Consider the following 22,717-nt stretch of genomic DNA (forward strand, 5'->3'; position numbering starts at 1 on the left):
ACGGCGCTGTCGCGGGAGTCGACGGGGTCCGCGGGGCGGCCCTGTGGAATCGGTGTGAACTGCGGGCGATCGCATCCGGTAACATTGGTGTCTTCGAATCGATTCGATTCCGCTCTCTCCTCCTTCACGCGCCTGAACCGGCTTCGCCGGTGTCGACGCCCGCGCCACGAAACGAAGAATCGCCATGTTCGACACCGCCGCCAATCCCGTCATCCGCCCCGACGACCCGCGCCACACCGCCCCCCGCGACGCACGCCCCGAGTCGCCGCACCGCCACGGGTCGGCGACGGGCGCCATCCGCACCCTCGGCTCCGACCCCGCGACTGCGCCGATCGTCCTGCACCCGGGCGATTCGATCTCGGCGCGCCGCCGTGTCCTCTACGTGATCCTGCTGGGTGCGCTGACCGCCCTCGGCCCCTTCACCGTCGACCTGTACCTCCCGGCCTTCCCGGTGCTCGAGGCCGACTTCCAGACGACGTCGGCGGCGATCCAGCTCACGCTCACCGGCACGATGATCGGCTTCGCGCTCGGTCAGCTGATCGTGGGCCCGCTGAGTGACAAGGTGGGACGCCGCGTCCCCCTGATCGCCGTGACCGCGCTGCACGTGCTCTCGAGCGTCGCGGCAGCCCTCGCCCCGAACCTCGAGCTGCTCTTCGTCGCCCGTGTGCTCATGGGTGCGGGCGCCGCGGCCGGCGCCGTGGTCGCCGCCGCGATCGTGCGCGACCTGTTCGGCGGCAAGCGGCTCGTCGTGATGCTCTCGCGCCTCGCCCTCGTGTCGGGCGCTGCCCCGGTGCTCGCGCCGCTCATCGGCTCGGCACTCCTGCTCGTGATCGACTGGCGCGGCGTGTTCGTCGTCCTGGCGCTGTACAGCGCGCTCATGCTGATCGCGGCGTTGGTCTTCCTGCCCGAGACGCTGCCGCCGGCGCGCCGGCACGACAAGGGCGCCACCACGGTCTGGCAGCGCTACCGTTCGGTGCTCGGCGACCGGGTCTTCATCGGCGTGCTGATCGTCGGAGGCATGAACTTCTCGGGGCTGTTCTCGTATCTGTCGGCCTCGCCGTTCCTGTTCCAGGACACCTACGGGTTCGACCCGCAGCAGTACGGACTGCTGTTCGCGGCGAACTCGATCGGCATCGTCGTCGGCGTGCAGATCTCGTCGCGACTGTCGGCCCGATACGGTCCGCAGTGGGTGATGGCCTTCTCAACGGTCGTGGCCGCGGTCGCGGCGGTCGTCATCATCCTCACCGACCAGCTGGGACTGGGGCTGTGGGGCACCGTGATCCCGCTGTTCCTGTTCATGATCGGCGTCGGGTTCACCTTCCCGGCCGTGCAGGTGCTGGCGCTGGATCGCCACGGCCGGGCCGCGGGCACGGCGCAGTCGCTCATCGGCGCATCGAACTTCGGCGTCGCCGGCGTCATCTCGCCTCTCGTCGGCTGGCTCGCCGCGGATGCCGGCATCACGGCCACCACGATGGCCTCGGTCATGGTCGGCTGCGCGCTCGTGGCCATCGCGACGGTGTGGCTGGTCATCCGGCCGCGCACGGTGGCGCAGCTCGCGCCGTAGGCGCGGTCATTCCTCCTCTGCGACGGGCTGCAGCCGGAACAGCCGCACCGTTCGGCCCGACTCGCGCTCGTAGGCGCGGTAGCCCGGCCACTGCCGCTCGATGCGGCGCCACGCCTCGTCGCGCTCGGCATCGGGGATGGGGGTCGCGTGCACGCGCAGGCGCCGCCCGCGCACCGTGATGAGGGCATCGGGATGCGCGAGCAGGTTCGTCGACCATGCCGGATGCCGGCTGCGGGCGAAGCTCGTGCCGGCCACGATCGCGCGGCCGTGACCGTCGGGGGTGTACATCAGCTCGGCCTGACGGGGTTCGCCGCTCTTCGCCCCGGTGGTGTGCAGCACGAGCGAGGGCACGAGGATGCCGCTCACCTGCAGCCGGCCGCCGGTGAGGCGCTCCATGAACCGTTCGAACGGCGGCAGGAACACCGGCCCGACCCTCCGGAACCAGCGAGTGCGGGTGACGGGCGCGATGATAGCGCGGACGACGTCTTTGAGGCCAGGCACCCCTTCATCATCGCGCGTGGTGGCAGGATGACGGGATGGCTGAGACAGATGTGCGCGTCGCATACCGCCGTCCGCTGTGGATCGGGGCGGGGCTGGTCGCAGCCGGGGTCCTGCTCGCGGTCGGCATCGTGGTGGGTATCGGCGACGCTCCGTTCGGCTTCGACCAGGCGTGGCAGGACTTCCTCGCCGCGTCCCGCGGACCGGTGCTGCTGTCGTTCTCGTACGCGATGAACTGGCTCGGCGGCGGATGGTTCGGCGTGTTCGCCGCTCCGGCGCTGATCGCGATCATCCTCCTCGCGATGCGTCGCCCCTGGGCGGCGGCCTACTTCATCGCCGCCGAGATCGTGAGCGTCGTCATGGTGCAGATCCTCAAGCACGCCGTCGGCCGCGCGCGGCCGGAGGACATCATCGTCACGAGCGACTTCGGGTCGTTCCCCTCGGGACACGTCGCCAATGCCGCCACGATCGCCATGGCGCTTTTCGTGATCTTCCCCGGCGTATGGGTCGCGCTGGCCGGTCTGGTGTGGACCGTCGCGATGGCCTTCAGTCGCACCTATCTCGGCGCGCATTGGCTGAGCGACACGATCGGCGGAGCCATCATCGGTGCCGGGGCGGCCCTCCTCGTGGCCGCCGCCTTCGCGAAGCCGCTGGCGACCGAGGCGGAGCGACACGGCGCCAAGCGCGCTCCCGAGTCGGCGCCCGGGCACGACCCCGCACCTGGCTAGGCTGATTCGCATGACCGCGCCGCCCGAGTCCGATCCCGCCGTCGCCGCGGCCGCCGCCGAGCTCGAGCGCCTGCGCGCCGAAGCCGCCGCCGCCGAGGCTGCGCTCCGGGCGGCGCAGGCCAAAGCCGCGCTGGCCGCCGCCGAGGCGGAAGTGGCGAAGGCCCGGATCGCCCCCGCGGGCGCGGCGGAATCGCGCGTGCCGCCGGCAGCGTCCGCTGCACCGGAGGAGCGTTCCGCGTCGGAGGAGCCCGCTGCGGCGCCGACTGCCGACGCGGCACCGGCCCCGACGGCCGGCGGTTCCGCCGGCGGCGGCCCGCTCGACGCCGCCGAGGTCGCCACGATCCGCGACGCGTACGCCTTCGAGGGCGCCGCGCTCGAGATGGGGGCGCTGGTGAACACCGAGCCGCTTCCCGACGTGCCGGTGCGCATCCCTCTCGCCATGACGAACCGGCACGGTCTCATCGCCGGCGCCACCGGCACCGGCAAGACCCGTACGCTGCAGGGTCTGGCCGAGCAGCTCTCCGCGCAGGGCGTTCCGGTGTTCGCCGCCGACATCAAGGGCGACCTGTCGGGCGTCGCGACGCCGGGCGAGCCGAGCGACAAGCTCCTGGCACGCACGCGCGGGATCGGACAGGACTGGACTCCGGCGGCATCGCCGACGGAGTACTTCGCGCTCGGCGGCATCGGCACCGGCGTGCCGGTGCGTGCGACCGTCAGCGGCTTCGGTCCGCTGCTGCTGAGCAAGGTGCTCGGGCTGAACGAGACGCAGGAGTCGAGCCTCAAGCTCGTGTTCCACTACGCCGACCAGCACGGGCTCGCGCTGGTCGACCTGTCGGATCTGCGGTCGGTGCTCGCCTACCTCACCAGCGACGCCGGCAAGGACGAGCTGAAGGACCTCGGCGGCCTGTCGGCGGCGACCGCCGGGGTGATCCTGCGCGAGCTCATCGTCTTCGCCGAGGCCGGCGCCGACGTGTTCTTCGGCGAGCCGGAGTTCGAGGTCGCCGACTTCCTGCGCCTCTCCGGCGACGGCCGGGGCGTCATCAGCCTGCTCGAGGTGCCGGGCGTCGCCGACCGGCCGGCGCTGTTCTCGACGTTCCTGATGTACCTCCTCGCCGAGCTGTTCGAGCAGCTGCCCGAGGTGGGCGACCTCGACAAGCCCAAGCTCGTGTTCTTCTTCGACGAGGCCCATCTGCTGTTCCGGGACGCCTCGGAGGACTTCATCGCCGCGATCGTGCAGACCGTGCGCCTCATCCGGTCGAAGGGCGTCGGCGTCTTCTTCGTGACCCAGACCCCCAAAGACGTCCCCGGCGACGTCCTGGCCCAGCTCGGCTCGCGCGTGCAGCACCAGCTGCGGGCCTTCACGCCCGATGACGCCACGGCGCTGCGGTCGACGGTCAGGACGTACCCGCGCTCGGGCTACGATCTCGAGCGCGTGCTGCAGGAGCTCGGCACCGGCGAGGCGATCGTCACGGTCATGGGCGAGAAGGGCGCCCCGACACCGGTCGCCTGGACGCGGCTGCGCGCGCCCCGGGGCCTGATGTCGCCGACCCCTCCGGCCGACGTCGAGGCCGCCGTGGCGGCATCCGCCCTGCTGGCCCGCTACGGTACGGCCATCGACCGCGAATCGGCGCGCGAAGTGCTGGCGGCGAAGATGAAGGCCGCGAGCGACGCCGAAGCCGCCGAAGAGGCCGCGCTCGAGCGGGCGCGCATCGACGCCGAGTTCGCCAAGCAGCAGGCGGCGATCGACAAGGCGACCGCGGATGCCGAGCGCAAGGCGCAGAAGGAGTACGAGCGCCTGCTGCGGCAGACGTCGGGGAAGACCCGCACGTCGCGCTCGCGGTCGTCCAGCAGCCGGCGCTCGCCGCTCGAGCAGCTGCTGTCGTCGAGATCCACCCAGACGATCCTCGACGGCGTGATCCGGGGCGTGTTCGGAACGGGACGCCGCTGACGCGGCGCGAGGACACCCGAATGCGCAGAAGGGTCCCCGTCGTCATCGCGCTCGTCGTTGCTCTCGCCGTTGCGGGCGCCGGCGTCGCGCTGGCGCTGTCGAGCGCCGGCGAGCCGGACCCTTCACCGTCCGCCGGGGCCACGGCGGCGGCGCAGGAGTTCGGCGAGACCGACTACTGCTACGTCGAGGCGATGATCTACTACCGGTCCGAGGCGGTGGACCTCGCCGACATCCTGCTCAACGCCGACGACATCTCGCCGGAGGCGACCGCGATCGCCCAGGGCGTGTACGACGAGCAGTCGGCGCAACTCGCCGAGCTGCGCGAGGTGTACGTGGAGTGGAAGTCCGCCCGGCCGCTCGAGCGCACCGACGTGGGGCCGTGCGCGGGCCACGACGACCACTCGGCGATGGTGGGGCTTCCCGGCTGGTCGGAATTGCGCCGCTACAGCGAGTCCGGCGGCGAGGAGGCCGAGCAGGGGTTCGCCGAGCTCATGATCGCGCAGAACGCCGGCGTCACCGCGTTCGCCGAGCTCGTGCTCGACTACGGGGCGAACGCGTGGGTCACCGAGGCCGCCGCGGCGGCCATCGACCAGGCCGAGCGCGAGGACGAGGCGCTCGCGACGCTGCTGCCCTGACCGGGACCTGCGCGTGAGACCCGGGTTCCCGTCCGAGACCCGCCGCGATCGGCCCGGGTTTCGGCGAGAAGCCCGGGTCTCGACGCGACTCGATCCCCGCTGAGCGGAAGTCGGCGGTCCCGGGGGGTTCCGACGGGCATAGCCTGAGGGAATGGCGACGAAGCCCCCAACCTCCGACATCGACGAGACGCGCCTGAAGGTCTCTTCCCCCAAGCGCGTGGCCGTCGGCGTCCCCGGCATCCTCCACGCCCTCGAGACCTCGTACGAGCAGATGGGCGTGACCCGCAGCGTCCAGACGCTGCTGCGCGTGAACCAGAAGGACGGGTTCGATTGTCCCGGCTGCGCGTGGCCCGAGGAGGACAAGCGTCACATCGCCGAGTTCTGCGAGAACGGCGCGAAGGCCGTCGCCGAGGAGGCGACGCTGCGCCGCGTGGGCCCCGAGTTCTTCGCCGCGCACACGATCGACGAGCTCAACGCGCACGACGACTTCTGGCTGGGGCAGCAGGGGCGGCTGACGCATCCCATGGTCCTCGACGAGGGCGCGAGCCACTACCGGCCGATCGCGTGGGACGACGCGCTGCGCGAGATCGCCGACCACCTGGCGGGACTGGACGATCCGGACGAGGCGACCTTCTACACCTCCGGCCGCACCTCCAACGAGGCCGCGTTCCTGTACCAGCTGCTCGTGCGCGGGTTCGGCACGAACAACCTGCCCGACTGCTCGAACATGTGTCACGAGTCCAGCGGCTCGGCCCTGACCGAGACGCTCGGCATCGGCAAGGGCACGGTCTCGATCGAGGACATCCACGAGGCCGATCTGCTGATCATCGCCGGCCAGAACCCCGGCACGAACCATCCGCGGATGCTGAGTGCGCTCGAGAAGGCCAAGGCTCGGGGTGCGACGATCGTGGCGGTGAACCCTCTGCCCGAGGCCGGGCTGGTGCGCTTCGAGAACCCGCAGACCGTCAAGGGCGTCGTGCTCGGCGGCACCAAGCTCGCCGACCGCTTCGTGCAGATCCGGCTGGGCGGCGACCAGGCCCTCTTCCAGGCGATCGGCAAGCACATCCTCGAGCGGGACGCCGAGGGCGCCGGCATCGTCGACCACGCGTTCGTCGAGGCGCACACGAGCGGGTTCGAGGACTACCGCCGGGCGATGGCCGACGTGCCGTGGCGCGAACTCGTCGCGGCCACCGGCATCCCCGAGAAGAAGCTGCGCGCGATCGCCGACGAGGTCGTGCGCTCGAAGGCCACGATCGTCTGCTGGGCGATGGGACTGACGCAGCACAAGCACTCGGTGCCGACCCTGCGCGATGTCGTCAACGTGCTGCTGCTGCAGGGCAACATGGGCCGCGCGGGCGCGGGCGTGTGCCCCGTGCGCGGGCACTCCAACGTGCAGGGCGACCGAACCATGGGGATTTACGAGAAGCCGGCCGAGGCGTTCCTGGCCGCGCTCGACGTCGAATTCTCGTTCACGGCTCCCCGCGCCCACGGGTACGACACCGTCGAGGCGATCCGGGCGATGCGCGACGGCAAGACCCGCTTCTTCATGGGAATGGGCGGCAACTTCGTCAGCGCCACCCCCGACACCGAGGTCGTCGAGGAGGCGATGCGCCGCGTCGACCTGACGGTGCAGGTCTCGACCAAGCTCAATCGGTCGCACGTGGTCACCGGAAAGCGGGCGATCATCCTGCCCGTGCTCGGCCGCACCGATCGCGACAGCCGCGGCGGGCGAGAGCAGCGTGTCACGGTCGAGGACTCGATGGGCGCCGTGCACTCCTCGCGCGGCCGGCTGGTGCCGCCCGCCGACGACATGCTCAGCGAAGTGGCGATCCTCGCGCGGCTGTGCGGGATGCTGTTCGCGCCGGGCTCCGAGCCGGTCGACGCGCCGAGCCACGACGGGCACCCCGAGCGCGGTCAGGCCGAGCGCCCCGCCGCCGAGGCGCCGGCGGCGGGCACCGCGGACCGGGCGGACGTGCCGCACGCCGACTGGCACGCCCTCGAGACCGACTACGCGCTCATCCGCACGCACATCCAGAACGTCGTGCCCGGCTTCGACGATTTCGAGGAGCGCATCGCCAAGGGTCGCACGCTGCACCTGCCCAACGGCCCGCGCGACGCGCTGCGGTTCGCGACGGTGGACGGCAAGGCGCGCTTCACAGCGAACCCGCTCGAGTACCCGCGGATCCCGCGCGGGCGGCTGCTGCTGCAGACCCTGCGCTCGCACGATCAGTACAACACCACGATCTACGGCAAGGACGACCGCTACCGCGGCATCCACCACGGTCGCCGCGTGGTCCTCGTCAACGAGCACGACATCGCCGATCTCGGGTTCGCCCAGGACGAGATCGTCGATCTCGTGTCGGAGTGGAGGGGACCGGACGGGAGGATCCAGGAGCGCCGGGCGACCGAGTTCCGCATCGTCGCCTACAGCACCCCGCGCGGGAACGCCGCGGCGTACTACCCCGAGACCAACGTGCTCGTGCCGCTGGACTCGGTCGCCGACGTCAGCGGGACGCCGACGTCGAAGTCCGTGGTCGTGCGGCTGGAGCGCCGAGCGGAGTCCTGAGGGCCTCAGGCGGCGAGGCCGGCCTCGAGGCGACGGCGGATCCCGTGCTCGACCAGCAGCGGGATGTAGTCCCGCAGGCGTGCGGCGTCGAAGCTCTGGAGCTCTTCGGCCGCCATCACGGTGATCCGGTCCTCGCTCACGGCCGGAAAACGCGTGGCGAGCCGCTCGATGACATACGCCAGCGCCTCGTACTCGTTCGCCGGATTCATGCGGCTCATGGCCCCATTGTCGCCGAGATCCGGCGGCATCGGCCAGGGATGGCGTGGGATTCGTGCGGGATTCCGGGTGCGATGTCAAGGCGTTGAGGATCCCGGTGCCGGTCGATAGCGTCGCGAGTGTGACGGATCTGAGTGCCCCCACCGGTCGTGAGGAGGCCCTGCGCGCCCGCCCGCGCGCCGACGGCTCCATGCCGCGCGCACTCGTGCTCGGGGCCACGGGATACATCGGCGGGCGCTTGGTTCCGCGGCTGATCGCCGCGGGCTACCGCGTGCGCGTCCTCGCACGCGATGCCCCGCGCGTGGCCGCCTTCGGCTGGGGCGACGAGGTCGAGGTGATCGCGGGCGCGGCAGAGGACGCGGATGCCGTGGCCGCCGCCGTCGACGACGTCGACGTGCTGTACTACCTCGTGCACTCGATGGCCGCCGGCCGCGGCTTCGCCGACGCGGACCTGATCGCGGCGCGCACCGTCGCCGAGGCGGCCGCGGCCGCCGGGGTCGGGCGCATCGTGTACCTGGGCGGGCTGCACCCCGACGACGTGCCGCTCTCGCCGCATCTGCGCTCGCGCGTGGAGGTCGGCGAGGTGTTCCTCACCAGCGGCGTGCCGACGCTGGTGCTGCAGGCGGGCGTCGTGATCGGGTCGGGTTCGGCGTCGTTCGAGATGGTGCGACACCTCACCGACGTGCTGCCGTACATGCCGGCGCCGCGCTGGGTGCGCAATCGCATCCAGCCGATCGCGGTGCGCGACGTCATGCACTATCTGCTGGGTGCCGCGCACGTGGCGGCGGATGTCAACCGCGCGGTCGACATCGGCGGACCCGACGTGCTGCGCTACGGGCAGATGATGAACGGCTACGCCGTCGAGGCGGGGCTGCATCAGCGGCCGATCGCGTCGCTGCCGGTGTTCACCCCCACCCTCGCCTCGCACTGGGTGAACCTCGTCACGCCCATTCCGCGTTCGATCGCGCGACCCCTCGTGGCGTCGCTGCAGAACGAGTGCATCATGAAGGACCACGACGTCGACGAGCTGATCCCGCCGCCGGCCGAGGGGCTGACGCCGTACCGGCGGGCCGTCGCGCTCGCGCTGGGTCGGGTCCGCGACGACGACGTCGAGACGAGCTGGGCCGACGCCGAGGTGCTCGGGGTTCCGAGCGACCCGCTTCCCAGCGACCCCGACTGGGCCGGCCGCACCGTCTTCACCGACGCGCGGACGGCCCACACGTCGGCGCCGCCGGCCGCGCTGTGGCACGTCATCGAGGGCATCGGCGGAGAGAACGGCTGGTACTCCTCGCCGCTGCTGTGGGCGGTGCGCGGGTGGATGGATCGCCTGGTCGGCGGCATCGGCCTCGCGCGCGGGCGCCGCAGCCGCGATCGGCTGGCCGTCGGCGACGCGCTGGACTTCTGGCGCGTCGAGGCGCTCGACCCCGGATCGTTCCTGCGGCTGCGCGCCGAGATGAAGGTGCCGGGTCTTGCGTGGCTCGAGCTGCGTGCGTCCCCCGAGGACGGCGGTTCCCGGTACGACCAGCGTGCCGTCTTCTTCCCCGCCGGGCTCGCCGGCCGGCTCTACTGGCTGGCTGTGCTGCCTTTCCACGGATTCATCTTCGCGGGCATGGCGGCGCGCATCACCGCGGCCGCCGAGCAGCGGGCGGGGGAGCTCGAGACCGCCGTCGCGGAAGGGTCCCCGGGCGACGCGGCCTCGTAGGCTGGAGGCATGCCGACCTCCGCCGCCGTCATCACGGTGTCCGACCGCTCGTCCTCGGGCGAACGCCCCGATACCAGCGGCCCGATCGCGGTCGCGGCGCTGCGCGAAGCCGGCTACGACTGCGCCGATGCGGCGATCGTGCCCGACGGAGCAGACAGCGTCGAGCGGGCGCTGCGCGCCGCGCTCGCGGCGGGCGCGCGCGTCATCGTCACCACCGGCGGCACCGGTGTCGCACCCCGCGATCAGACGCCCGAGGGCACGCTGCCCGTCCTCCACCGGCCGATCCCCGGCATCGCCGAGGAGCTGCGCCGTCGGGGTGCTGAGCACGTGGCATCCGCGGTGCTCACGCGCGGCGTCGCCGGCATCGCCGCCTCCGACGCGGGCGGAGCGCTCGTCGTGAATCTGCCCGGGTCGACCGGCGGCGTCCGGGACGGCATGCCCGTGATCATCGAGCTCGCGCCGCACGTGCTCGACCAGCTGGGCGGAGGAGACCACCGATGACCGTTGTGCGCATGGCCCGCATCAGCGCCGAGCCGCTCGAGGTCGCCGAGCACCTCGCCGCAGTGACGGATGCCGAGCACGGCGCCGTCACGTCGTTCATCGGCATCGTGCGCGACCACGACCCGGATGCCGCCGGCGCCGTCGTCGCGCTCGAGTACACCGCCCACCCCGACGCCGAGTCGGCGCTCGCCGCGATCGCCGAGCGGGCGATCGGCGATACGGGCGCGCTCGTCGCGGTCAGCCACCGCGTCGGCCGGCTCGCCGTCGGCGACGCGGCGGTCGTCATCGCCGTCGCGGCGCCCCATCGCGCCGAGGCGTTCGAGGTGTGCCGGGCTGTGATCGAGACGATCAAGACCGATCTGCCGGTCTGGAAGCGCCAGGTCGAGGCGGACGGCACCACGGCCTGGAAGGGCCTGGGGGGCTGACCCGATCAGCCGCCGGCGAACGGCGGCAGGACGTCGACGACCTCGTCGTCGCCCAGTGCGGTGTCGTCGTCCACGCGCTCGCCGTCGACGAGGACGGCGCAGCGGGGAAGGATCCCGACGAGGCCCGGGTACTCCTGGGCGACAGCGACGCGCAGCGCGCCGAGGGTCGGCTCCGAGCGGGTCTCCTCGTCGCGGCCGGCCGCCTCCTCGGCGGCCGCGAAGTAGCGCACCCGCGCCACTAGGCGATCCCGCTCACGCCGGTGTCGACGCTCTCTTCGGCCTGGACGTCCTCGTCGATGTGCTCGGCGCCGCGCGCGAGCTTGACGACTTCGCCGATGGAGCGGGCGACGGCATCCGGGTCGCCTCCGGCCAGTCCCGCGGCGACGCCCGCCGCGAACGCGCCCACCGGCGCCGCAGGGCGGGCCACGCCGTGCGCGGCGTCGCGGGCGAGGTCGAGGATCGCGGCGACCGGCAGCTGGTCGGCGGTCAGGCCCAGCTTCGAGCGCAGCGCCTCGGCCCATTCGTCGAGGGCCTCGGGGGGAAGGGTCGCTGACTGATCGCTCATGGTGACCTCCTCGTTCCGGCGGCGGCTGCCGCCGTCCGCTGATTCGATCCTGGCACGAGTCGAGGCGTCGGGCACCGCTCCGTGACGCGCGGCGTCGTCCCACGTGTCGACGTCGGCCGACAGCGATCCGGGGTCGGCGAGGGCGGCGACGGCGAGTTCGGCCACGAGCGCCCGCACCGGGGCGTCGCGTCCGTCGTCGGGCAGGGCGGATGCCGCCGCCCGCAGCGCCCTCGTGCGATAGACGCCCGTCAGCCACTGCGGGCGCGACGTGGAGTCCGCGAGGCACACGCCTTCGGTGTCGGCGGGGACGAGGGCGACGGCGTCGGCGAGGAACCGCACCGCCTCACGCACGTGCGGCAGATCGCACGCGAGGACGAACACCCACTCCGGGTCGGTCTCGAGCGCTCGCAGCCCTGCGACCACCGCCGCGGCGGGCCCGGCGTACGGCGGATCCTCGCGCACCGCCGTCACATCCCTGCCGCGATCAGGACCGACCGCGACGATCTCGGCGGAACCCGCCGCACGGACGGCGGCGATCGCGGCGTCCAGCAGCGTCTCGTCGCCGACGCGCAGCAGCGGCTTGTCGGCGCCGCCGAGCCGGGTCGCGCGGCCGCCGGCGAGGAGGATCGCCGCGACGCTCACCGTTCTTCGCCGGGGCGGGTCCAGTCGCCGCTCTTGCCGCCGGTCTTCGCCACGATGCGCACGCTCTCGATCGAGGTCGCCTTGTCGAGCGCCTTGACCATGTCGACCACGGCGAGCCCCGCGACGGTGACGGCCGTGAGGGCCTCCATCTCGACGCCCGTGCGGTCGGCGGTGCGCACGGTCGCCTCGACCTCGATGCCCTCGTCGGTGATCTCGAGGTCGACCGCGGCGCCGTGCACGCCGATCACGTGCGCCAGCGGGAGCAGCTCGGGTGTGCGCTTGGCCGCCTGGATGCCCGAGATACGCGCCACGGCGAGCACGTCGCCCTTGGGCACGCTCCCGTCGCGCAGGGCCGCGACGACGTCGGGCGCGCAGCGGACGAACCCGCGCGCCGTCGCCGAGCGGACGGTCGGCTGCTTCTGGGTCACGTCGACCATGCGGGCGTGGCCCGCGGCATCCAGATGGGTGAAGCTCATGAGATCAGCATGACATCGACCGCGTCGCCCGCATCGACGCGCTCGGTCTCGGCGGGGACGACAGCATAAGCCTCGGCGGCGCCGAGGCCCCCGGCCAGATGCGAGCCCCCGCCCGTGGCGGGCACGGCGCGCCAGCCGGCGGGGTCGGTGCGGTCGATGGTGACCGGCAGGTACTGGCGCCGCCCGGGCGGCGTGCGCCAGCCGCGCGCGGCCGGCAGCCGCAGCACCGCGCGTGCCAGCTCGGTGCGGCCCTGCATCGCCAGCAGCGCCGGGCGCACGAACACCTCGAACGACACCGCCGAGCTGACGGGGTTGCCGGGCAGACCGAACAGGAGGGTCCCGTCGGAGGCGGTGCCGAAGCCCTGCGGTTTGCCCGGCTGCATCGCGATCTTCGTGAAGGTCATGGCGTCGGCGAGCGTCGCCTTCACGACCTCGTACGCGCCTGCGCTCACGCCGCCCGAGAAGACGATGGCGTCGGCGCCGAGCGCGCGCGCCTCGGCCACGGCGCGCACCGGGCCGTCGCCGTCGTCGTGGACCGTCATGCGCAGCACGACCTCGGCGCCCGCGTCCCGCGCGAGCCCCGTGAGCAGCTCGCTGTTGGACTCGGGGATCTGGCCCCGCCGCAGCGGCTCGCCGGGCGGCACGAGCTCGGACCCGGTCGACACCACGACGACGCGCGGGCGCCGCGCCGCGACGATGCGATCGACGCCCGCCGCGGCCGCCGCGGCGCGCTGCAGCGGGCCGAGCGCGACACCGGCGGGCAGGATCTCGTCGCCGATCGACGCGTCGTCGCCGTGCACGCGCACGTGCGCGCCGCGTCGTGCCGGGGCGCGCTCGACGAGGATGTCGCCGAGCGAGTCGGCCAGCCCGCCCGTGGTGTCCTCGAACGGCACGACGGTGTCGGCGGCGGCGGGCATCGGCGAACCGGTCATGATGCGCGCGGCCTCACCGGGACCGAGCGGGGGATCGAGGTCGGTCCCGGCCGGGAGATCGGCGACGACCCGCAGCGTCGCGGGGGCGTCGGGCGCGGCATGCGCGACATCGGCGAAGCGGACCGCGAAGCCGTCCATGGCCGAATTGTCGAAGACGGGGATGTCGACCGCCGCACGCACGGGTTCGCGCAGCGTCAGCCCGTCCGCGTCGCGCACGGCGACCTCGATCGCGTCGACCGGGCGGACGGCCGCGAGCACCGTCGCGCGATGCGCCTCGACGGTGAGGAGAGCCGGCCCGGTCATGCGCGGGCTCCCTGGTGCGCGGTCCACGCGTCCATGCCGCCGACGAGGACGGATGCCGGGATGCCGGCGTCCCGCAGCGCCTCGGCGGCCCGCCGCGCGCGGACCCCCGCCTGGCACACGAGCACGAGGTCGGCGGAGCCGTCGAGTGCACGCGGGTCGCCGAGCACGTCGGCCAGCGGCACATGGCGGGCGCCGCGGATCGTGCCGGCGGCGACCTCCCACTCCTCGCGCACGTCGACGATCGTGACGGCATCCGGGTCGAGGTCGGTCGCGTCGACGAAGACGAGGTCGGGCCGGGGCGCGGCGACGGGCTCGGGGTGGGCGACGGATCCGCCGGCATCCGTCCGCGCGGCGCGCAGGGGCACCTCGCGCTGACGGCCGCGCAGCGCGTCGATCATCAGCACGCGGCCGAGCAGCGGCTCGCCGATGCCGGCGATGAGCTTGACGGCCTCCATCGCCATGAGCGAGCCGATCTGCAGGCACAGCGCTCCGAGGACGCCGACGTCGGCGCACGTGGGCACGTCGCCGGTGCTCCCGGGCGGGTAGAGGTCGCTGAGCCGCACGGCCGGCGTGCCCGCCGGGGGAGCCGTCCAGAACACGGTCACCTGGCCGTGGAACTCCTGCACGGTCCCCCACACGAGCGGCGTGCCGAGCGCTTCGCACGCCGCCGCGACGGCTTCGCGCGTGTCGAAGGTGTCGGACCCGTCGATGACGAGGTCGGCCCCGGCGAGGATCGCCTCGGCGTTCGCGGGCGTGAGGCGCTCGCGGATCCCGCGGACCGCGGTGTCCGAGAGCGAGGCCGCGGCGCGCGCGGCGCTGTCGACCTTGGCCGCTCCGACGTCCTCGCGGCGGTGGATCACCTGGCGCTGCAGGTTCGAGACCTCGACCGCGTCGTCGTCGACGACCGTCAGCGTTCCGACGCCGGCCGCGGCGAGGGCCAGGATGACGGGAGAGCCGAGTCCGCCCGCGCCGACCACCGCGACGTGCGCGGCGGCGAGGCGGCGCTGGCCGATCTCGCCGAGCTGCGCGAGGGCGCGGTGCCGCGCGGTGCGCGCCCGCTCGGCGTCCGGCAGGGCGGCCACCGGCTCCACGAGAGGGGGGAGGGGCATGCCCCCAGGCTAATGCGCCCCTGCTCGCCGTGGTCCGGGCGGCGGCATCCGTTCCGATCCCGTCATCCTCGGCGCGCAGTCTCGAACCTTACGAACCGCAGATGCGGAGTAATGATGCGGATACCGCCGCGAATGCGGATGCTAGCGTGACGACATGGCCAGCTACAAGATCGCGCAGGCCGCCCGCCTGCTGGGCGTGAGCGACGACACCGTGCGGCGCTGGACGGATGCCGGCATCCTGCCGACCACCGACGCGACGCCGGTCGAGATCCCCGGCGACGCCCTCGCGGAGCGCGCCGCTGCGATGGCCGCCGAGCAGGCCGACCCGACCGATGTGCTCTCGAGTGCGCGCAATCGGTTCGTCGGGCTCGTCACGCGCGTGCAGGTCGACGGCGTCATGGCGCAGGTCGACATCCAGTCCGGTCCGCATCGCGTCGTGTCGCTGCTGTCGGCCGAGGCCGTGCGCGACCTCGGCCTGGAGGTGGGCGGGCTCGCCGTCGCGGTCGTGAAGGCCACGAACGTCATCGTCGAGACCCCGAAGCGGTGACATGCGCCGAACGCCCCTGACCCTCGCGGCCCTCGCGGCCGCGGCGCTCGCGTTCTCGGGATGTGCGGGAGCGCCGGGATCCTCCGCGCCCGAGAGCTCCCGCGACGGCGTCGCGGGCGAGCTGACCGTCTACGCGGCGGCGTCCCTCGCGTCAGCGTTCGACGACCTCGCCGCCGAGTTCGAGCGTCTCCACCCCGATCTGACCGTGCGCCCCATCGTGTACGACGGCTCGAGCACGCTGGCCGTGCAGCTGCTCGAGGGCGCACCGGCGGACGTGTTCGCGTCGGCCGACGAGGCGAACATGCAGGCGGTGACGGACGCCGGTCTCGCGGCGGACCCGCACGTGTTCGCCACGAACACCCTCGTGATCGCGGTGCCCGACGGCAATCCGCGGGGCGTCGCCGACCTGGGCGACCTGGCCGACCCGGAAGCCGCGGTCGTGCTGTGCGCCGCGGCGGTGCCGTGCGGCGCGGCATCCGCCACGCTCCTGGCGAACGCCGGCGTTGCGGTCACGCCCGCCAGCGAGGAGCAGAACGTCACGGCCGTGCTGACCAAGGTCGCCGCCGGCGAGGCCGACGCGGGGCTCGTGTACGCCACCGACATCGCGCGGGCATCGGGAGTCGAGGCCGTCGCCGCGGCCGGTGCCGCCGACGTCGTGAACCGCTACCCGATCGCCGCGCTGACGGACGCCGCGAATCCGGTGGCCGCCGACGCCTTCGTCGCGTTCGTCCTCGGCGGGACGGGCCGGGCGGTGCTCGCCGACCGGGGATTCGGGGCGCCGTGACGTCGCGCGAGGCGACGGCGGCGGGCACGCGCGGATTCGTTCCGCGCGTGCTGGCCCTGCCGGCCGTGCTGGGCCTGGCGCTGCTGACGGTGCCCCTCGCGGCTCTCGTGGCCCGCGTCGCCTGGTCGACGCTGTGGGACGACGTCACGTCCCCCGAGGCCCTGTCGGCTCTCGGTCTGTCGCTGTCGACGGGGCTGATCGCGACGGCCGCGTGCGTCGTGCTGGGCGTTCCGCTCGCCCTCGCGATCGCGCGCATGAACCGCCGGGGCGCTGCGGTCGTGCGGGCCCTCGTGACCATCCCGCTGGTGCTGCCGCCCATGGTCGGCGGGGTGTCGCTGCTGTTCCTGTTCGGCCGCAACGGGTGGGCGGGGCAGCTGCTGGGCGAAGCCGGCATCCGCCTGCCGTTCACCACGGCGGCCGTCGTCATCGCGCAGGTCTTCGTGGCGCTGCCGTTCCTGGTCCTCGCGCTCGAGGGGTCGCTGCGGGCGACCGGCGTCGCGTACGAGCAGACGGCGGCAGCGCTCGGCGCCGGGCGCTGGACGATCCTGCGCCGCGTGACGCTGCCCCTGGCGGCGCCGGGCCTGGTCGCCGGCATCGTGCTGTGCTTCGCGCGCGCGATCGGCGAGTTCGGCGCCACGGCGCTGTTCGCCGGGAACGCCCCCGGCGTGACCCGCACGATGCCGCTGGCCATCTACACGGCCTTCAACGGCGCCGGTGTCTCGCCGGGCACCGCGGTCGCGCTGTCGCTGCTGCTGCTGGTGACCGCGATCGGTGTGCTCGTGCTCGTGCGGGCGTGGCGGGCGGAGGCTCCACGATGACCGCCGCGCTGGATGCACGGGTCGTCCTCGAGCGGGGCGGGTTCGCCCTCGACGCCGACATCGCGGTACCCGCGGGCGAGACGCTCGCGGTGATGGGCCCGAGCGGCGCCGGCAAGTCGACGCTGCTGGCGGTGCTCGCCGGGCTCGTCCCCTCGCGAGAGGGGCACGTGCGCGTGGGGGAGCGGACGCTGGACTCCTCCGCCCGGCCGCGCGTGCGCACGCCGCCGTCGCGGCGCGGCATCGTGCTGCTCGGCCAGGACGCGCGGCTCTTCCCGCATCTGAGCGTGCGCGAGAACATCGTCTTCGGACCGCGCGCCCACGGCATCCCGCGCGATCAGGCCGAGCGCGACGCCGACGATTGGCTGTTCCGCGTCGGGCTGGCGGGGGTCGGCTCCCGCAGGCCGGCGCAGCTCTCGGGCGGCCAGCAGCAGCGCGTCGCGCTCGCCCGCGCGCTGGCGACCGAGCCTGCCGTCCTGCTGCTGGACGAACCGCTCACGTCGCTCGACATCGACACCGCGGCCGACATCCGCGCGCTGCTGGCCTCGCAGCTGGCGGCGACCCGCACGACGGCGGTGGTGGCAACGCACGACGCCGTCGACGCCGTCGCCCTCGCCTCCCGCCTCGCGGTGCTCGAGAACGGCACGGTCACGCAGGCGGGCCCCGTGCGCACCGTCCTCGCCGAACCCGCGACGCCGTTCGCGGCCGCGGTCGCCGGGGTCAATCGCGTCGAGGGGGTCGTGCGCGGCGGCGGCCTCGAGACGCGGCGCGTGTCCATCCCGGTCACCGCCGAGGCGGCATCCGCTCTGGACGGCCGCGCGGCGGCTGCCGTGTTCGGCCCGTCGTCCGTCGTGCTCGAGCGCGTCGAGGCCGATTCGTGGACCGCCGCGCTGCGGCTCGCGCCCGCGCCCGGCGAGTGGCTCGCGCGGGTGTCGCGACTGGAGCCGACGCCGGCGGGCGTGCGCATCCGCACCGGCGAGCCGGACGTCGCCGCCGACCTGCCTGCCGACCGCGCCGCCGCCCTCGGGCTCGTCCCCGGGTCTCCCGTGCGGCTGCGGGTCGACCCGGCCGCCGTCCGGCTGGTCCCGCGGCCGTAGACTCGGCCGGTGCCGCACATCCGACCGTTCCGTCCGGGCGACGAGTCCGCCCTCGTCGAGATCTGCCTGAAGACGGCGGATGCCGGGGGCGACGCGACCGGCGTGTTCGAGGACGACGACGTGTGGGCCGCGGTGTTCGTGCTGCCCTACGTCGCGCGGCATCCGGAGTTCGCGTTCGTCGTCGAGACCGATGACGGCCGTGTCGTCGGCTACGCCGTCGGCGCCCCGGACACGCATGCGTTCGAGGACTGGTTCGCCGCCGAGTGGTGGCCCAGGTTCGCCGGGCGCTGGCCGCGGCCGGAGTCCGAGCGCACGCGGCAGGACGGCACGCTCATCTACGCCTCCTCGCGTCGCGCGGGAGCCGAGCCGTACGGCGACACGTACCCCGCGCACCTGCACATCGACCTGCTCCCCGAGCTTCAGGGTCAGGGGTGGGGCAGGCGGCTCATCGACACGCTCGCCGACGCCCTCCGCGCGGCCGGCGTGACGGGACTGCACCTGGTCGCCGACGCCGGCAACACCGGAGCCCTGGCCTTCTACGAGCGCATCGGCTTCACACCGCTGCCCTCCCACGAGGGCGTGCAGGCTTTCGGGCGGATGCTGTGAGCCGCGCCCCCGGCCCGGTCGGCGTCTAGCCCGCGGCGCGCCGCGCCCGTTCGGCGGCGCTGCGACCAGACGCCGCAGGCTCCTCCGCGCGCATCAGCTCCGCGATCCGCTCGCCGACGAGAACGGCCGACGCGAACGGCCCGCGCGAGGGCACGCGCGGCAGGATCGAGGTGTCGGCGACGCGCAGCCCCGCCACACCGTGGACGCGCCCGTGCGCGTCGACGACCGATCCCATCGGCGCCGTGCCGCACATGTGGATCGCCGTGCCGAGGTGCTCGCGCATCCACCGGTCCAGTCGCGCGTCGTCGCCGAGGACATCGTCGTCCAGTTCGGTCAGCTCGGCGAAGAGCCCCGAGAACGCACGTGTCCGCAGCAGTGCGACGGCGGTGCGGATGCCGACGCGCATGCGCTCCCGGTCGCCGGCGTCGTCGAGGTAGTGGTAGTCGATGCGCGGCGGATGCAGGGGGTCGGCCGACGTGAGGGTGATGGTCCCGCGGCCGGCCGGAACCTGCAGCCCGACGATGAGCTGCAGATCGTGGAAGTGGCGGATCTGCTCGGCCATGCGGCGGGCAGACGACCCGAGCAGCGAGCGGAGCGTGCGGATCGGATGCCGCAGGGCATGCCCGAAGCCGGCCGCCATCGGGTGGGTCGATCCGGTGAGCAGATACCCCAGCGGCTTGACCGACAGCAGCACCTCGAGGTCGCCGTCGGGGGTGCCGCCGACGCCGGAGTCGAGGTTCAGGGCGGTGGGGAACGCGAAGTCCTCGCGCGGATCGAACACCGGCCGACGCGATCGCCAGCCCACGGCGATGTCGGGGTGGTCGCTGAACGCCGCGCCCACGGGGAGGTCGGCGACGACGTCGATGCCGAGCGGCTCGAGCTGCTCGCGCGGGCCGATCCCGCTCGTCAGCAGCAGGTGAGCCGAGCCGATCGCCCCGGCCGACAGCACCACCTCGTCGGCGTCGATCACGCCGTCGGTCGTCTGCACGCCGACGGCGCGTCCGTCCTCGATGAGCACACGGGTCACCCGGACGTCGCCGCGCACCTCGAGCCGGCCGCGAGCGACGTCGTCGAGGTAGGCGAGCGCCGTGCTGATGCGGCATCCGTCCACGACGTTCGACGGCACCGGCCCCACGCCCGGCGCCGCGGTGCCGTTCTTGTCCGGCTCGGCGGGGTAGCCGAGCTCGGCCGCGGCCGCGGTGAACGCCCGCGCGGCCCGCCCGGTCTGCGGCGGCCGGCTGATGGGCATCGGGCCGTCGGCGCCGTGCTCTGGCGTGCCCGGGCGGTCGGCATCCGTCTCCATCGCCCGCATCGCGGGAAGCAGGGCCTGGTACGACCACTCCGGTCCCGCGTCGGCCGCCCAGGCGGCGGTGTCGGCCGGCCGCGGCCTGATGAAGTACGCGCCGTTGAGGGCGCTGGATCCGCCGAGGATGCGTCCGCGGGCGATCATGTACGGCAGGTCGGGGGTGAGGTTGCCCGGGTAGGCCCAGTTCGCCGGATGCCCGGGCATGGCGCCCTGCACGGTCGAGGCGTCGAGCAGCTCCGGCGGCGTCGGCGCGTCGGTCTCCCCGGCCTCGAGCAGGATCACCTCGCGATCGGGGTCTTCGCTGAGGCGGACAGCGAGCGGGATGCCGGAGCCGCCCGCTCCGACGACGAGGGTTCGGGTCACACTCGATCCTCTCCACCGGCGGCGATCGCGCTCGCCCCGGTTCCCACCCAGGAGAAGGCGGCGTCGAGAAGGCGCAGCAGGTCGGCGTCGTCGTGGGCGAGCCACTGCTCGTACGCGGCGATGCACACGCCCAGGCACGCCCACGCCGCGGCCTGCGGTTCGAGGTCGTCGGGGGAGCGGCCCATGCGTGCGGCCGCGAACTCCGCCACGACCTGCCGCCACTCCGCATAGCGCAGCGTCGAATGGGCCAGAAGCGCCGGAACCGTCAGCAGCAGGCGCATGCGCTCGCGGTGAAGCGAGCGCTCGGCGGGCGGGAAGGTGTTGAAAGTCAGGACCGCCTCGCGCAGCGCGTCGGCCATCGGCAGGTCAGCCGGCATGCCCCCCAGATGCGCGCGCATGGCCGCGAGCATGCCGTCGAAGTCGCCCCAGGGCAGATCGTTCTTGGACGGGTAGTAGCGGAAAAGCGTGCGGCGCGACACCCCCGCCGCCGCGGCGACGTCGTCCATCGTGGTGTCGTCGAACCCGCGCGAGACGAACAGCTCGAGCGCGACGTGGCTGAGATGCCCGTGGGTCGTCGCCCGGGCGCGACCGGGTGGCCGCGAGGGCATGGCGTCGTCGCCCATGCCGAAACCTCCCTCGTCTTCCGTGACGCCGAAGGCCTGCTTCCGATCAGGCACTGAGTGTCACTATTATCCCGACAAGCGCGGTGAGCGCCAAGGAAGCCGATCACGCAAAGGAGCATGTGATGACCCCGGAAGAGAACACCACGGATGTCGAGGCTGTTGCCGAGGACGCGCTCGTCGAGGAGGTCTCCATCGACGGCATGTGCGGCGTGTACTGATCGTGCTGGATGCCGATGCCGCGTGGCGGCTGCATCCTCAGGTGTCGGTGCGGCCTGAGCCGTTCGGTGCGCTGCTGTATCACTTCGGGACGCGGAAGCTGTCGTTCCTGAAGGACCGCACGCTGCTGGCGGTGGTGGAGGGCCTCGCGGATGCGCCCTCCGCGCGGGTGGCGATGGAGGTGGCGGGGGTGCCGGCGGCGTCCCGTGACATGTACGTGTCGGCGCTGTCGACGCTGGCGGATTCGACGATGATTCAGGAGCGTGCGGCATGACGATGGAACTGATGGCCGAGCAGGACGCACCGGTGAAGCCGCTGCGGCTGGTGGACCACTTCGAGTCGGGGCTGGATGCGCCGATCTGCCTGACGTGGGAGCTGACGTACGCGTGCAACCTGTCGTGCGTGCACTGTCTGTCGTCGTCGGGCCGGCGGGACCCGCGGGAGCTGTCGACCGATGAGGCGAAGGCCGTGATCGACGAGCTCGAGCGGATGCAGGTGTTCTACGTGAACATCGGCGGCGGCGAGCCGACGGTGCGTTCGGATTTCTGGGAGCTGCTGGACTACGCCACCGCCCACCATGTGGGGGTCAAGTTCTCCACCAACGGGGTGAAGATCACCCCGGAGCGGGCCGGACAGCTGGCCGCGAACGACTACGTGGACGTGCAGATCTCGCTGGACGGCGCGACCGCCGAGGTCAACGACGCCATCCGCGGCGGCCGGTCCTACGACACCGCGATCCGGGCGATGGCGAACCTGCGCGATGCCGGCATGAAGAACTTCAAGCTGTCGGTGGTGTGCACCCGCACCAACATCTCGCAGCTGGACGAGTTCAAGGCGCTCGCCGATGAGTACGGTGCGCAGCTGCGGCTGACCCGGCTGCGCCCGTCGGGGCGCGGCGCGGACGTGTGGGACGAGCTGCACCCGCTCCCCGAGCAGCAGAAGGAGCTGTACGACTGGCTCGTCGCGCACGGCGACCAGGTGCTCACGGGGGACTCGTTCTTCCACCTGTCCGCGTACGGGCAGGCCCTGCCGGGCCTGAACCTGTGCGGCGCGGGACGGGTGGTGTGCCTGATCGACCCGGTCGGGGACGTGTACGCGTGCCCGTTCGCGATCCACGACGAGTTCCTCGCCGGGAACGTCCGCGACACCGGCGGGTTCGCGTCGGTGTGGCGGGACTCCGACCTGTTCACCCGGCTGCGGCAGCCGCAGTCCGGCGGCGCCTGCTCGTCGTGCCCGTTCTACGACACGTGCAAGGGCGGATGCATGGCCGCGAAGTTCTTCACCGGACTCCCCCTGGACGGCCCCGACCCCGAGTGCGTGCAGGGCTACGGCGAGCAGATGCTCAAAGACAAGGACAAGCTCACCCCGCCCAAGCCCATGGGCGACCACTCCCACCGCACGACGCCACCCGTGAGATCCGGCCCACCCGTCCGCTCCGGCATGGGCCCGGTCACGGTCACCATCTCGCGCAAGAAGCAGCCGGCCCACCAGCCCGTCCACGCGTGCGCCGAAGACCCCCTCACCGGATTCGCCCCGCCCGCGGGCTGAGA

The 22,717-nt window shown here is 73.2% G+C and carries 25 protein-coding genes; 16 read left to right on the forward strand and 9 right to left on the reverse strand.

Going from position 1 to position 22,717, the window contains the following annotated elements; translation table 11 throughout:
• Positions 1-184 precede the first annotated feature (184 nt).
• Positions 185-1,564 (forward strand): multidrug effflux MFS transporter, encoded by a 1,380-nt coding sequence (locus P0L94_00085; protein ID WES64481.1) that lies wholly within the window; start codon positions 185-187, stop codon positions 1,562-1,564.
• Between the two features lie 6 nt (positions 1,565-1,570).
• On the opposite strand, the gene P0L94_00090 is transcribed toward P0L94_00085, so the two are convergent.
• Complete coding sequence (locus P0L94_00090) at positions 1,571-1,987, reverse strand: nitroreductase family deazaflavin-dependent oxidoreductase (GenBank protein WES64482.1); 417 nt, start codon at positions 1,985-1,987, stop codon at positions 1,571-1,573.
• A 113-nt stretch (positions 1,988-2,100) separates the two neighbouring features.
• On the opposite strand from P0L94_00090, the gene P0L94_00095 reads away from it, so the two are divergent.
• From P0L94_00095 to P0L94_00110, 4 genes are all read left to right on the forward strand, one after another.
• A complete protein-coding gene (locus P0L94_00095; protein ID WES64483.1) occupies positions 2,101-2,790 on the forward strand; it encodes a phosphatase PAP2 family protein in 690 nt (229 codons plus the stop codon).
• A gap of 10 nt (positions 2,791-2,800) precedes the next feature.
• Positions 2,801-4,738 (forward strand): DUF853 family protein, encoded by a 1,938-nt coding sequence (locus tag P0L94_00100; GenBank protein WES64484.1) that lies wholly within the window; start codon positions 2,801-2,803, stop codon positions 4,736-4,738.
• Positions 4,739-4,758: 20 nt separating this feature from the next.
• Positions 4,759-5,373: a DUF305 domain-containing protein gene (locus tag P0L94_00105; GenBank protein ID WES64485.1), complete on the forward strand. Its 615-nt coding sequence runs from the start codon at positions 4,759-4,761 to the stop codon at positions 5,371-5,373.
• Positions 5,374-5,524: 151 nt separating this feature from the next.
• Positions 5,525-7,939: an FdhF/YdeP family oxidoreductase gene (locus P0L94_00110; protein ID WES64486.1), complete on the forward strand. Its 2,415-nt coding sequence runs from the start codon at positions 5,525-5,527 to the stop codon at positions 7,937-7,939.
• Positions 7,940-7,944: 5 nt separating this feature from the next.
• Here P0L94_00110 and P0L94_00115 read toward each other — a convergent pair whose 3' ends face one another.
• Positions 7,945-8,157, reverse strand: a complete 213-nt coding sequence (locus P0L94_00115) for a hypothetical protein (protein WES64487.1) — start codon at positions 8,155-8,157, stop codon at positions 7,945-7,947.
• Positions 8,158-8,276: 119 nt separating this feature from the next.
• Between P0L94_00115 and P0L94_00120 the strand changes: the two genes are divergently transcribed.
• The 3 genes from P0L94_00120 to P0L94_00130 are packed head-to-tail and all read left to right on the forward strand — an operon-like array spanning position 8,277 to position 10,783.
• Positions 8,277-9,857: an SDR family oxidoreductase gene (locus P0L94_00120; GenBank protein WES64488.1), complete on the forward strand. Its 1,581-nt coding sequence runs from the start codon at positions 8,277-8,279 to the stop codon at positions 9,855-9,857.
• 9 nt (positions 9,858-9,866) lie between these two features.
• Positions 9,867-10,358 (forward strand): MogA/MoaB family molybdenum cofactor biosynthesis protein, encoded by a 492-nt coding sequence (locus tag P0L94_00125; GenBank protein WES64489.1) that lies wholly within the window; start codon positions 9,867-9,869, stop codon positions 10,356-10,358.
• A complete protein-coding gene (locus P0L94_00130; GenBank protein WES64490.1) occupies positions 10,355-10,783 on the forward strand; it encodes a molybdenum cofactor biosynthesis protein MoaE in 429 nt (142 codons plus the stop codon). The genes P0L94_00125 and P0L94_00130 overlap by 4 nt, the downstream gene beginning before the upstream one ends.
• Before the next feature lie 5 nt (positions 10,784-10,788).
• Here the strand turns inward: P0L94_00130 and P0L94_00135 are convergent, their stop codons facing one another.
• Genes P0L94_00135 through P0L94_00155 form a run of 5 tightly spaced genes read right to left on the reverse strand, consistent with a single transcriptional unit; the run spans position 10,789 to position 14,810 of the window.
• A complete protein-coding gene (locus tag P0L94_00135; GenBank protein WES64491.1) occupies positions 10,789-11,022 on the reverse strand; it encodes a MoaD/ThiS family protein in 234 nt (77 codons plus the stop codon).
• Positions 11,022-11,990 carry an NTP transferase domain-containing protein gene (locus P0L94_00140; GenBank protein ID WES64492.1) on the reverse strand — a complete coding sequence of 323 codons (969 nt, stop codon included), beginning with the start codon at positions 11,988-11,990 and terminating at the stop codon, positions 11,022-11,024. The genes P0L94_00135 and P0L94_00140 overlap by 1 nt, the downstream gene beginning before the upstream one ends.
• Positions 11,987-12,466, reverse strand: coding sequence for a cyclic pyranopterin monophosphate synthase MoaC (gene moaC, locus P0L94_00145; protein WES64493.1), 480 nt, complete (start codon positions 12,464-12,466; stop codon positions 11,987-11,989). Before moaC ends, P0L94_00140 begins: the two co-directional genes overlap by 4 nt.
• On the reverse strand, positions 12,463-13,701 hold the full coding sequence (locus P0L94_00150; GenBank protein WES64494.1) for a molybdopterin molybdotransferase MoeA: 1,239 nt from the start codon (positions 13,699-13,701) through the stop codon (positions 12,463-12,465). Before P0L94_00150 ends, moaC begins: the two co-directional genes overlap by 4 nt.
• The gene (locus P0L94_00155) at positions 13,698-14,810 is read right to left on the reverse strand and encodes a HesA/MoeB/ThiF family protein (protein ID WES64495.1); all 1,113 of its coding nucleotides are present in this window, start codon (positions 14,808-14,810) and stop codon (positions 13,698-13,700) included. The genes P0L94_00150 and P0L94_00155 overlap by 4 nt, the downstream gene beginning before the upstream one ends.
• A gap of 154 nt (positions 14,811-14,964) precedes the next feature.
• Here P0L94_00155 and P0L94_00160 point away from each other — a divergent pair, with 154 nt between their 5' ends.
• Genes P0L94_00160 through P0L94_00180 form a run of 5 tightly spaced genes read left to right on the forward strand, consistent with a single transcriptional unit; the run spans position 14,965 to position 18,659 of the window.
• Positions 14,965-15,357, forward strand: a complete 393-nt coding sequence (locus P0L94_00160; protein ID WES64496.1) for a TOBE domain-containing protein — start codon at positions 14,965-14,967, stop codon at positions 15,355-15,357.
• A gap of 1 nt (position 15,358) precedes the next feature.
• Positions 15,359-16,141 carry a molybdate ABC transporter substrate-binding protein gene (gene modA / locus P0L94_00165; protein WES64497.1) on the forward strand — a complete coding sequence of 261 codons (783 nt, stop codon included), beginning with the start codon at positions 15,359-15,361 and terminating at the stop codon, positions 16,139-16,141.
• Complete coding sequence (locus tag P0L94_00170; GenBank protein WES64498.1) at positions 16,138-16,959, forward strand: ABC transporter permease; 822 nt, start codon at positions 16,138-16,140, stop codon at positions 16,957-16,959. The genes modA and P0L94_00170 overlap by 4 nt, the downstream gene beginning before the upstream one ends.
• Complete coding sequence (locus P0L94_00175) at positions 16,956-18,053, forward strand: ATP-binding cassette domain-containing protein (GenBank protein WES64499.1); 1,098 nt, start codon at positions 16,956-16,958, stop codon at positions 18,051-18,053. The genes P0L94_00170 and P0L94_00175 overlap by 4 nt, the downstream gene beginning before the upstream one ends.
• Before the next feature lie 9 nt (positions 18,054-18,062).
• Positions 18,063-18,659, forward strand: a complete 597-nt coding sequence (locus P0L94_00180) for a GNAT family N-acetyltransferase (protein WES64500.1) — start codon at positions 18,063-18,065, stop codon at positions 18,657-18,659.
• Positions 18,660-18,684: 25 nt separating this feature from the next.
• Here the strand turns inward: P0L94_00180 and P0L94_00185 are convergent, their stop codons facing one another.
• Entirely contained in the window at positions 18,685-20,328 is a 1,644-nt protein-coding gene (locus P0L94_00185) for a GMC family oxidoreductase N-terminal domain-containing protein (protein WES64501.1), read from the reverse strand.
• Entirely contained in the window at positions 20,325-21,005 is a 681-nt protein-coding gene (gene mftR / locus P0L94_00190) for a mycofactocin system transcriptional regulator (GenBank protein WES64502.1), read from the reverse strand. The genes P0L94_00185 and mftR overlap by 4 nt, the downstream gene beginning before the upstream one ends.
• A 68-nt stretch (positions 21,006-21,073) precedes the next feature.
• Between mftR and mftA the strand changes: the two genes are divergently transcribed.
• Genes mftA through mftC form a run of 3 tightly spaced genes read left to right on the forward strand, consistent with a single transcriptional unit; the run spans position 21,074 to position 22,715 of the window.
• Positions 21,074-21,169, forward strand: coding sequence for a mycofactocin precursor MftA (gene mftA / locus P0L94_00195; GenBank protein ID WES64503.1), 96 nt, complete (start codon positions 21,074-21,076; stop codon positions 21,167-21,169).
• A gap of 2 nt (positions 21,170-21,171) precedes the next feature.
• The gene (gene mftB / locus P0L94_00200) at positions 21,172-21,441 is read left to right on the forward strand and encodes a mycofactocin biosynthesis chaperone MftB (protein WES64504.1); all 270 of its coding nucleotides are present in this window, start codon (positions 21,172-21,174) and stop codon (positions 21,439-21,441) included.
• Positions 21,438-22,715, forward strand: coding sequence for a mycofactocin radical SAM maturase (gene mftC / locus P0L94_00205; GenBank protein ID WES64505.1), 1,278 nt, complete (start codon positions 21,438-21,440; stop codon positions 22,713-22,715). The genes mftB and mftC overlap by 4 nt, the downstream gene beginning before the upstream one ends.
• Positions 22,716-22,717: the final 2 nt, after the last annotated feature.

The organism is Microbacter sp. GSS18 (genome assembly GCA_029319145.1).
GTDB lineage: Bacteria > Actinomycetota > Actinomycetes > Actinomycetales > Microbacteriaceae > Microbacterium.

Bases quoted from the DNA above. Each gene is read 5' to 3' on its own strand.
- P0L94_00085 (WES64481.1), top strand. From the start codon at position 185: ATGTTCGACACCGCCGCCAATCCCGTCATCCGCCCCGACGACCCGCGC.
- P0L94_00095 (WES64483.1), top strand. From the start codon at position 2,101: ATGGCTGAGACAGATGTGCGCGTCGCATACCGCCGTCCGCTGTGGATC.
- P0L94_00100 (WES64484.1), top strand. From the start codon at position 2,801: ATGACCGCGCCGCCCGAGTCCGATCCCGCCGTCGCCGCGGCCGCCGCC.
- P0L94_00105 (WES64485.1), top strand. From the start codon at position 4,759: ATGCGCAGAAGGGTCCCCGTCGTCATCGCGCTCGTCGTTGCTCTCGCC.
- P0L94_00110 (WES64486.1), top strand. From the start codon at position 5,525: ATGGCGACGAAGCCCCCAACCTCCGACATCGACGAGACGCGCCTGAAG.
- P0L94_00115 (WES64487.1), bottom strand. From the start codon at position 8,157: ATGAGCCGCATGAATCCGGCGAACGAGTACGAGGCGCTGGCGTATGTC.
- P0L94_00125 (WES64489.1), top strand. From the start codon at position 9,867: ATGCCGACCTCCGCCGCCGTCATCACGGTGTCCGACCGCTCGTCCTCG.
- P0L94_00130 (WES64490.1), top strand. From the start codon at position 10,355: ATGACCGTTGTGCGCATGGCCCGCATCAGCGCCGAGCCGCTCGAGGTC.
- moaC (WES64493.1), bottom strand. From the start codon at position 12,466: ATGAGCTTCACCCATCTGGATGCCGCGGGCCACGCCCGCATGGTCGAC.
- P0L94_00150 (WES64494.1), bottom strand. From the start codon at position 13,701: ATGACCGGGCCGGCTCTCCTCACCGTCGAGGCGCATCGCGCGACGGTG.
- P0L94_00155 (WES64495.1), bottom strand. From the start codon at position 14,810: ATGCCCCTCCCCCCTCTCGTGGAGCCGGTGGCCGCCCTGCCGGACGCC.
- P0L94_00160 (WES64496.1), top strand. From the start codon at position 14,965: ATGGCCAGCTACAAGATCGCGCAGGCCGCCCGCCTGCTGGGCGTGAGC.
- modA (WES64497.1), top strand. From the start codon at position 15,359: ATGCGCCGAACGCCCCTGACCCTCGCGGCCCTCGCGGCCGCGGCGCTC.
- P0L94_00175 (WES64499.1), top strand. From the start codon at position 16,956: ATGACCGCCGCGCTGGATGCACGGGTCGTCCTCGAGCGGGGCGGGTTC.
- mftA (WES64503.1), top strand. From the start codon at position 21,074: ATGACCCCGGAAGAGAACACCACGGATGTCGAGGCTGTTGCCGAGGAC.
- mftC (WES64505.1), top strand. From the start codon at position 21,438: ATGACGATGGAACTGATGGCCGAGCAGGACGCACCGGTGAAGCCGCTG.